The organism is Candidatus Deferrimicrobiaceae bacterium, from assembly GCA_035256765.1.
GTDB lineage: Bacteria > Desulfobacterota > Deferrimicrobia > Deferrimicrobiales > Deferrimicrobiaceae > CSP1-8.
Genome location: DATEXR010000086.1, coordinates 1 through 8,253, shown reverse-complemented (window position 1 = coordinate 8,253; position 8,253 = coordinate 1). Strand labels below are relative to the sequence as shown.

Here is an 8,253-nt window from a genome sequence, read left to right as displayed (position 1 = left end):
AAGCCAAAGGACTCCCGGAAGGCAGCGGGCGGAACCCGCGAGGGTCCGGGCAGGGAGCGTCAAGCGTCCGCGGTGGGAACGGAAGAACCCCGACCGAAGGCGGAAGGTCTTCTGGAGGAGGTGCTGCGCCGTGAGAACCTGATGGAAGCCCTCAAGCGTGTCCGGTCCAACAGGGGAGCGCCGGGAGTCGACGGGATGACGGTCGAGGCCCTGACGCCGTACCTGAAGGAGCACTGGCCGCGCATCCGGGAGGAGTTGCTCGGCGAGACGTACGTTCCCTCCCCGATCCGACGGGTAGAGATCCCGAAGCCGGACGGGAAGGGGACACGCCTGCTGGGCATCCCGACGGTTCTGGACCGGTTGATTCAACAGGCGATCCTGCAGGTGCTAACCCCCGTCTTCGATCCCCACTTCAGCGTGAGCAGTTACGGCTTCCGTCCGGGGCGAGGGTGCCACGACGCGATCGTGGCGGCCCAAGCCCACGTGGAAGCGGGCTATCGCTTCGTGGTGGATATGGATCTGGAGAAGTTCTTCGATCGCGTGAACCACGACGTGCTGATGGCACGGGTGGCCAGACGGATCGGAGACAAGCGTCTCCTTCGGCTGATCCGGCGGTACCTCACCGCCGGTGCGATGGTCGAAGGAATCGCGCCGGCCCGCGAAGAAGGGACCCCTCAGGGCGGCCCTCTGTCTCCGTTGCTCTCCAACATCCTGCTGGACGATCTGGGCAAGGAGGAGGAGATGGACCAATGGATACGAAGAAAACTCCGCGCAGTTCTATGGCGGCAGTGGAAACGGCCAGGGACCAGAGCCAAGAGGATGATTCAGCGAGGGATCGAAAGGGTACGAGCCTGGACCTCGGGGATGAACGGACGAGGCCCGTGGTGGAACGCCGGAGCGTCGCATATCAACGCTGCGGTGCCCGCCAAGTGGCTCTACCAGCAGGGACTCATGAGCCTTCTGGCAGAACATCAACGCCTTGCGAGTCTTGCATGAACCGCCGTATGCCGAACGGCACGTACGGTGGTGTGAGAGGTGGGGGGCCGTAAGACCCCCCGCCTACTCGATTTTCGGTAATCACTCATACCTCTACTCATACTGCTGGTGGGTGCTCTTCGGCGAGGAAAGGGATGGAGGGAGTCCCAACGGACAGCACCCCCCGTGCAAACAACGGCCTTTTCCGGGGTGAAAAAGAAGTTTCGCTAAATGAAATGGGAGGCGGGGTTGGACCCCCGCCTCCAGCGGACCCGCAGCAATTCCAGTGGTTCACCGCCCCGAATCAGCCGGCCTTCTTTGCGTAATCCACCATCCCCTGGAAGTCAACGATCACGACATTCTCGTTTCCGACCACCCAGGCATCATGTCCGGACGGCAGGAGCGACACGTCGCCCGGCTTGCACACGAGCTCCGTTCCGTCATCCATCACGACTTTCAGGGTTCCCGCCACGTGATACTGGAAGTGGGGGGCTTCGCAGCTCTTTGTTTTTGCGATCGGCTGGACGGACTTGGACCAACGCCACCCCGGTTCCAGCGTGGCACGGCCGATGGTCGCTCCGCCGATCGTTATCAACTCCAATTTGCCCTTGGGGAAATCCCGCACCTCATCGGGCTTGCCGAAGCCTTTCCGTTCTGTTTTCCCTGCCATATCATCATCCTTCCTATGTCCGTCGGTTGGGTTGCCTATGAGAAATGGAATGGTTCTTACAAATTTGATGAGGTGGGGCTTCTGAAGTTCCCCCTCAGGAGCAAATAGCAATCGCGGGGGAGCAGGAGGAAAAGTTGGCGCACGTTCCCGGACCCCGTCGGGACTCATCCTGCTGCTTCTTCCCCTCGTCTCGCCGTGCCGGGCCGAGGATTTTTCCTCCGCAGGCAGGTCGGTCGAACTCGGTAAAACGGATTTGGAGAATTTCTATCTCGCCCGTCCGAATCTGATCCGGCTTGGAATTGGGATCGCGGGCAATGCTCTATTTTCGAACACGAACATGGATCGGTATATCCGGGATCGGTATCAAGGGGCGGGAAGGAAAAACCGATATCACCTTCGTTCCTAAGGAAGGAGCGTAAGATGCTTTGACACCCTTCCCCATCGGGAACGATACTAGAATTCAACGGTCGTAGGGCGTGGTAAACACCGACTCGACGGCGCATGAGAAGCGCCGAAAGGGGGAGGACGATGCCTACCTATATCGGTCTGATGAAATGGACGGAACAGGGGATCCGAAAAGTGAAGGAGTCGACCAAACGAGCCAAAGACTTCCAGGAGCTGGCAGCGAAGGTGAATGTCAAGGTCAGGGAGGTCCATTGGACCATGGGGCGCTATGACGTCATTGTGGTAGCGGAGGCACCTGACGATGAAACCATCAGCCGCCTGACGCTGGGGCTGGGTATGATGGGAAATGTCAAGACCGAGACCCTCAGAGCCTTCTCCGCTCAGGAGATGGACAAGATTGTTAAGGGGCTTACTTAGGAGGGGAAGGAAGAAGGGAAATTTCGGCGCGAAACGGGGATGGAGCCGGAAGGCTCCGTCCCTTTTGTATTGAGCTGTGCCCCGTCGGCTGGCGCCCCGGGGAACCGTTTTTGCCGGCGATCCCGAAAATCACCGGGAAATGAGGGAGGAGGGCAGGCTATGGCTCATCGGGCACGACAGCTCCTGGACGATGCGCGCAAGGCCATCGCATCCACCGAAAAGCGGATTCGCCGCCACCCGTACCTGGGGGCCCTGGAGGCGCGGGGGGTGGAGAAGGGGAAGCTGGCGCTGTTTGCGGGCCAGCAGTGTCACATCATCGAGAGCGACCTCCGCAGCGTGGCGCTGATCGTGTCCCGGGCGGAGTCGCAGCGCGCGCGGGACTTTCTTAGCGGAATGCTGCAAGGGGAGCGCGCGGCTCTTACGGCCTTGGGGGACTTCGGGCAGGCGTTGGGCCTGTCGCCGGAACAGCTGCATGCGGCAGAGCCGCTCCCCGGCGCGTTCGCCTACAGCGCGTACGTGAACTGGCTCGCCACTTACGGGACGGCCGCGGAATTCGTGGGGGCCTTCCTGGTGAACCTCACGGCCTGGGGCGAGAACTGCGGGCGGATCAGCCGGGCGCTCCAGGCGGGCTACGGTCTCTCCGGGCAGGACGTCGCCTTCTTCGATCTGTTTGCCAGCGCACCGCCCGGATTCGAGGAGCAGGGCCTGGCCGTGGTGGAGGAGGGGCTGCAACAAGGGGCGGATCCCGTGCGCATCCGGCGTGCGGCCCGCATGCTGCAAGGGTTCGAGTTGCTGTACTGGGACACGATGTGGGAGGCCGCCAAAGGCTAAACCCGTACGCGCGGATAGGAAACCCCGAGTTTCTCGGCGAGCTCGGTCTGCGATAGACCCAAGGGTTTAAGAAATTCCTCCCATCGGCACCGGCGGACCGTCCGGACCCCGGCGATTCAGAGGTCGATCAGGGGTTTGTTGGCGGGGGATTCTTCCATTGCGGATTCGAAGGCCGCCAGGGTCTCCGATAGGCCCTGATAGTCCTCGGTGGCCGGAAACGCCAGCTCCACGGAGCCGCACCGGTCCAGGGCGTCCAGGACGGTTTTCACGGTGATCCGGTGGATATCGAAGGCGGGCTGGTACGCCGGCTCCTCGTACTCCTCCACACGCGTGACCGAGAAGAGCCCGCTGGCCGCGAAATCCGTAAGGATCCGGCGCATCAGGGGAGACGGCATTTCCAGGCGTGCGGCGATTTCGGGGGCGGTCAGCGCCTTTTCCCCCGCGGCGAAATTCCGGATCACGAGGCGGGCGATCATCAGGGAAAGAAGCCTGCGCTTCTCGGGGCTCACCTTCGCCGCGTCGACGGGGAAGACGAGGGTATCCGCGTTCTGGACGGCGAAGGAGATCACCGCCCCCAGCAGGACGATCAACCAGCTGACCTGCATCCAGATGAGGAAGAGGGGCAGTGCGGCGAAACTCCCGTAGATCGCGTTGTTCTTCGCCATCCCGACCTGGAAGACGACGTAGAGCCACTGGGTCGCCTGGTAGACGGTGCCGGCTACCACGCCGGCGATCAGGCCGGACCGGAGGCGGACTTTCGTGTTCGGCATGAAAATGTAGAGGAAGGTGAAGAGCACCCAGATGAGGACGAAGGGCAGGACGTCCAGCAGCAGCAGGATCGGGCCCGGGGGAACGCCGAGTAGTCCCAGCCTTGCCGCGACGAATTTCACCTGGCTCACCATCGTCACCGTGAGGCTGCTGGCAAGGAGGAAGATGACCGGACACACCAGCATGACGGAGAGGTAATCGCTGCATTTCCGGGCGAACGTGCGCCCCTTCTTGACGTTCCAGATGTCGTTGAACGAGTACTCGATGTATCCCAGCACCGAGATGACGGACCAGAACAGGAAGACGACCCCGATCCCCGCGACGACCCCCACCTTGGTCTTTTGCAGGAGCGAGTTGGAGAATTCGAACACCCTGAGCAGCACGTCCTCGTGTTCGGAGAACTTCGCCATGAGCTGGGCCTGGAGTTTCTTTTCGAAGCCGAACCCCTTGGCGATGCCGAAGAACATCGCGACGATCGGAACGACGGAGAGCATGGAGTAGAAGGTCAGCGCGGAGGCCTTCACCGGGCATTGCTTCTCCCGGAATCTGCGCACCGACAGGAGGAAGATCTTGAGGGTCCTGACGGCGAACGCATTTGTCCGCGAAAGGCCCTTTTCCGGGACCATCCAGATGCCGGTCCGGAAGAATTCGAGGATGTGGCTCGCTTTTTCCCGCAACGGCGACCTTCCCCGCACGGTATCCGTTCCCGGTTTTCCCCCGAAGGAGGGAGCGTTCGAGTGCGATCAATATACCATACCGCGGGGCGCGGAAAACCGGCCGCAGCCGCCTCCTTGGACGTTTGATGTGGATCGGGCGAGTCGAAACCGGCCGCTGGATCATCCAATGGGGAAAAAGGCAGACCCATGCGCAAACGATTCTCGATCATGTCGGTTTTGCTCGCATTTCTCGTCACCCCGCTGACAGGGGTCGCTGCCGGACATGGCACCGGGGCGATCCCGCCGGGCGAGGCCGGGGCCAAGGCCGCCCTGGAAACCTCCCCGCGCCACCACGAGTGGGTCGACATCGCTGTCCCCGGAAGAGAAGGGAAGGTGTCCGCTTTCGTCGCCTACCCCGAGCGCAAGGACAAAGCCCCCGTCGTGATCGTCATCCACGAAGTGTACGGGCTCACCGACTGGGTCCGGGCGGTCGCGGACCGGCTGGCCGCGGACGGCTTCCTCGTCATCGCGCCGGACCTGCTCTCCGGAATGGGCCCGGGCCGCGGGGGGACCGACAAGTTCGCAAGCCGCGACGATGTCGTCAAGGCGGTACGCGATTTGAAGGAGCCGGACGTCGTAGCCGCGCTGGACGCCGTGAGCCGATACGGCAGGGGCCTGCCGGCCGCAACGGACAAGTTCGCCACGATCGGTTTCTGCTGGGGCGGCGGCCAGAGCTTCCACTACGCGACGGTGCGACCCGACCTGGGCGCTGCGGTGGTCTATTACGGCACCTCCCCCGGGTCGGAAGCACTGAAGGGGGTACGCGCGCCCGTGCTCGGCCTCTACGGCGGCGACGACGCCCGGGTGAACGCGACGGTGGGTCCCGCGGAAGCGAAGATGAAGGAGCTGGGGAAGACATACGTCACGCACACGTACCCGGGGGCGGGGCATGGGTTCCTGCGCGCCCAGGACGGCCGCGACGGGGCGAACCGGGCCGCCTCCGAGAAGGCCTGGCCCGCCACGATCGAACTCCTCAAGAAATACCTGGAGGAGAAGGGGGGAGTCGATGGAAACCGGACCGATCAATCCTGATGCGAGAGAACACGGAACTATTCGTTGAGGTTTTTTCTGTTATGTGCCCAAAAAGAAAAGTAAATTCTTATCGGGACTTCGTGCTCGACCAGTTGCGCTCCCTGGAGGACGTAAGCTGCCGGTCCATGTTTGGCGGCTACGGCCTCTCCCTGGGGGAGGACTTCTTCGGCATCCTCCACGACGGGCGCCTCTACTTCAAGACGAATGAGACAACGCGGGAGAAGTACCGGAACCGTGGGATGGGCCCCTTCGCCCCGAGCGAGAAGCAGGTCCTGAAGTCGTACTACGAGGTGCCGGAGGAGATCGTCGAAGACGACGAGGAGTTGGCCTCCTGGGCGAGGGAGGCCGCGGCGCTTAAAAAGAAGGGGAAGGCGCCGGCCAGGAAAAAGAGGTGAAGGGGCCAGTCGTCCGCTGCGCGGCGAACGGCCATCGATTGTGCGGTACCCCGTCGTTTTCGGACGGGCCCGGACGACCTTCAGCGTACAGCCATCACCCCTGCCTGCGGACTCCCGCGGCCCGGACCTGCGGCTCCACATCCCCGGCGTACTGGCCGAAGTTCTCGTCGAACATCCCGGCCAGCTTCCTCGCCGACTCGTCGTAGGCGGCGCGGTCTTTCCAGGTCGAACGCGGGTCGAGGATTTCAGGCGGCACGTCCGGGCAGCTTACCGGTATGCCCAGCCTGAACACCGGGTCTTCCCGCATCTCGACGTTGTCCAGCTTCCCGGCGAGCGCGGCGCGGAGCATCGTCCGGGTGTGGTCGATGCTCATCCGGCGCCCCGTGCCGTACGGACCGCCGGTCCATCCCGTATTGAGCAGCCAGACCTTGACCTGGTGAGCTGCGACCTTCTCCCCGAGGAGCTTTGCGTAGACCGAGGGGGGAAGCGCCATGAAGGGGGCGCCGAAACAGGCGCTGAAGGTCGCCTGCGGCTCCACGACTCCCCGCTCGGTTCCCGCCACCTTGGCCGTGTAGCCCGAGAGGAAGTGGTACATCGCCTGGTCCTTCGTCATCGCCGAAATCGGGGGCAGCACTCCGAAGGCGTCCGCCGTCAGCATCACGATGTGCCTCGGGTGGCCGACCGCGCCGCTGGGGGAGACCCGGGGAATGGAGGAAAGCGGGTAGGATGCGCGTGTGTTCTCCGTCAGGGTCGCGTCGTCCAGGTCGATCCGGCGCGACATGGTGTCCATCCCCACGTTCTCGAGGATCGTCCCGAACATTCCGGTCGTCCGGTGGATCTCGGGCTCCATTTCGGGGGAGAGCCTGATCACCTTGGCGTAGCAGCCCCCCTCGAAGTTGAAGACGCCTCGCCGGCTCCAGCCGTGCTCGTCGTCTCCCACCAGCGTTCTCTCCGGGTCGGCGGAGAGGGTGGTCTTCCCCGTGCCCGAGAGGCCGAAGAGGACCGCCACGTCGCGGTCGTCGCGCCCATAGCTGGCGGCGCAGTGCATCGGAAGGACGCCATGCTGCGGAAGCAGGTAGTTCATCACGGTGAAGATCGACTTCTTGATCTCGCCCGCGTACAGGCTGCCGCCGATCAGCACCTCCTTGCGGCCGAAGTGGATCAGGATGAAGACCTCGCTGCGGGTCCCGTCCATCTCGGGGCGGGAATGAAACCCGGGGGCGCTGATGACCGTGAACTCGGGGACGTGCCGCAGGAGCGCCTCCCCGTCCGTCACCGGAAGGAACATGTTCCGGGCAAAGAGGCTGTGCCAGGCCATCTCGGTGATGATCCGAATCGGAAGCTGGTGGTCTTTGTCGGCCCCTACGTGGCACTCCTGGACGAAGAGCTCCCTTCCCTCGAGGTAGGCGAAGAGCCGCGCCCGGAGCGACTCGTACTTGTCGGCGTCGAAGGGGCGGTTGATATTCCCCCAGCAGATCGCACCCTCGCTTTCCTTCTCCCGGACGAAGAAGCGGTCGTTGGGGGAGCGGCCCGTGTACTCCCCGGTCCGCACGACGAGCGGCCCGGTCGCCGCCAGATGACCTTCGCGCCGCTTCACGGAATGCTCGACGAGGGCGGAGACGGAAAGGTTCCACCACACGGCCTCGACCTTCCGTATCCCGTGGAAGGACAGGTCGTCCGCCCGGTTGCCGCTCAAACGGATGTTCATTGCCAACCTCCTCGAAAGGAAATCGAAATGGATTTCAAGGAAACATTCTATCGCGATATCGGCCTGGAGCAGCCGACTGATTGGTTTTCGATCGGCGGCAGCCAACCCCCGGCAGCGACTGTCGCCCTAGACCGCTAAGCTCAAGTTTGCAGCCTCCTCAGGAGACCCCCCCGGATCCCTTGCCGAGCGACCTCCTTCCCGCTCGACATGCCCGACGGGAAGTTGTAACATAAGTTATTACATCGGGCGGAGGCGTTCATGCGCAAGGTAAAGGTTCGCAAAGTGGGGAATTCCCTCGGGGCGATCCTGCCGGGGGAGGTCGCGGCGCGCCTACGC

At 63.2% G+C, this 8,253-nt stretch carries 8 protein-coding genes; 5 read left to right on the top strand and 3 right to left on the bottom strand.

Annotated features, from left to right (window positions below):
- Positions 1 to 996, top strand: a 996-nt coding sequence (locus tag VJ307_02770; protein HJX73053.1) for a reverse transcriptase domain-containing protein, incomplete at its 5' end; no start/stop codon positions are given.
- A gap of 283 nt (positions 997 to 1,279) precedes the next feature.
- On the opposite strand, the gene VJ307_02765 is transcribed toward VJ307_02770, so the two are convergent.
- On the bottom strand, positions 1,280 to 1,645 hold the full coding sequence (locus tag VJ307_02765) for a cupin domain-containing protein (protein ID HJX73052.1): 366 nt from the start codon (positions 1,643 to 1,645) through the stop codon (positions 1,280 to 1,282).
- A 528-nt stretch (positions 1,646 to 2,173) separates the two neighbouring features.
- On the opposite strand from VJ307_02765, the gene VJ307_02760 reads away from it, so the two are divergent.
- Both VJ307_02760 and VJ307_02755 read left to right on the top strand, forming a co-directional pair.
- Complete coding sequence (locus VJ307_02760) at positions 2,174 to 2,467, top strand: GYD domain-containing protein (GenBank protein HJX73051.1); 294 nt, start codon at positions 2,174 to 2,176, stop codon at positions 2,465 to 2,467.
- 159 nt (positions 2,468 to 2,626) lie between these two features.
- Positions 2,627 to 3,298: a hypothetical protein gene (locus VJ307_02755; GenBank protein HJX73050.1), complete on the top strand. Its 672-nt coding sequence runs from the start codon at positions 2,627 to 2,629 to the stop codon at positions 3,296 to 3,298.
- Between the two features lie 116 nt (positions 3,299 to 3,414).
- On the opposite strand, the gene VJ307_02750 is transcribed toward VJ307_02755, so the two are convergent.
- Complete coding sequence (locus VJ307_02750; GenBank protein HJX73049.1) at positions 3,415 to 4,743, bottom strand: YhjD/YihY/BrkB family envelope integrity protein; 1,329 nt, start codon at positions 4,741 to 4,743, stop codon at positions 3,415 to 3,417.
- A 186-nt stretch (positions 4,744 to 4,929) separates the two neighbouring features.
- On the opposite strand from VJ307_02750, the gene VJ307_02745 reads away from it, so the two are divergent.
- Complete coding sequence (locus VJ307_02745; protein HJX73048.1) at positions 4,930 to 5,814, top strand: dienelactone hydrolase family protein; 885 nt, start codon at positions 4,930 to 4,932, stop codon at positions 5,812 to 5,814.
- 80 nt (positions 5,815 to 5,894) lie between these two features.
- Positions 5,895 to 6,209 carry a TfoX/Sxy family protein gene (locus VJ307_02740; protein HJX73047.1) on the top strand — a complete coding sequence of 105 codons (315 nt, stop codon included), beginning with the start codon at positions 5,895 to 5,897 and terminating at the stop codon, positions 6,207 to 6,209.
- A gap of 94 nt (positions 6,210 to 6,303) precedes the next feature.
- Here VJ307_02740 and pckA read toward each other — a convergent pair whose 3' ends face one another.
- The gene (pckA, locus tag VJ307_02735; GenBank protein ID HJX73046.1) at positions 6,304 to 7,917 is read right to left on the bottom strand and encodes a phosphoenolpyruvate carboxykinase (ATP); all 1,614 of its coding nucleotides are present in this window, start codon (positions 7,915 to 7,917) and stop codon (positions 6,304 to 6,306) included.
- Positions 7,918 to 8,253: the final 336 nt, after the last annotated feature.

Excerpts from the sequence above, each read along its gene's own strand:
- pckA (HJX73046.1), bottom strand. The coding sequence starts at position 7,917 with ATGAACATCCGTTTGAGCGGCAACCGGGCGGACGACCTGTCCTTCCAC.
- VJ307_02755 (HJX73050.1), top strand. The coding sequence starts at position 2,627 with ATGGCTCATCGGGCACGACAGCTCCTGGACGATGCGCGCAAGGCCATC.
- VJ307_02760 (HJX73051.1), top strand. The coding sequence starts at position 2,174 with ATGCCTACCTATATCGGTCTGATGAAATGGACGGAACAGGGGATCCGA.
- VJ307_02765 (HJX73052.1), bottom strand. The coding sequence starts at position 1,645 with ATGGCAGGGAAAACAGAACGGAAAGGCTTCGGCAAGCCCGATGAGGTG.
- VJ307_02745 (HJX73048.1), top strand. The coding sequence starts at position 4,930 with ATGCGCAAACGATTCTCGATCATGTCGGTTTTGCTCGCATTTCTCGTC.